The sequence below is a fragment of the Acinetobacter sp. RF14B genome (assembly GCF_006864105.1).
GTDB classification, from domain to species: domain Bacteria; phylum Pseudomonadota; class Gammaproteobacteria; order Pseudomonadales; family Moraxellaceae; genus Acinetobacter; species Acinetobacter lwoffii_C.
Map to the genome: position 1 here is coordinate 1 of NZ_SMTB01000253.1, position 494 is coordinate 494.

At 48.4% G+C, this 494-nt stretch carries 1 pseudogene; it reads left to right on the forward strand.

The features are described 5' to 3' along the window. Positions 1-191 (forward strand): annotated as a pseudogene (locus tag E2K52_RS14815) (hypothetical protein); the annotation flags it as partial. Between the last annotated feature and the right edge of the window lie 303 nt (positions 192-494).

A 494-nucleotide genomic window follows, 5' to 3' on the forward strand; every position in this document is an offset into this window, starting at 1 on the left:
CACAGCTGCTGGGGCAGATGCCGTTACACATCTCCTTACGTGAGGATCTCGATAAAGGCACGCCAACGGTTATCAGCCGTCCGGAGAGCGAATTTACCGCTATCTACCGCCAGCTGGCTGACCGCGTTGCAGCTCAGCTCTACTGGCAGGGTGAAGTCATTCCAGGCGAGCTTTCCTTCCGCGCGGTCTAACGCCTATTAACCATTCTGGTTATTCTTCATACCCCGCAGAGATGTTACATTGATGCGGTGGATTAGTTTTTGCCCCATTAATGAACACTTATTTAATACTGCGAATATTCTGCGGACCTTCGTCCGAAACTCTACAAAGTCGATTGATCATACAGGCAATGCTTCATTATCATCCTTCGTGGCTGTGTAGTGGATGTACAGCTATAGTTTGTTATGCACTCATTCTATCCAGGCATAACCTTTACTACAGGGATAACGTTCAGGCCGGAGTGAAATATTTTGCCCCGTTTGAACCGGCACAGA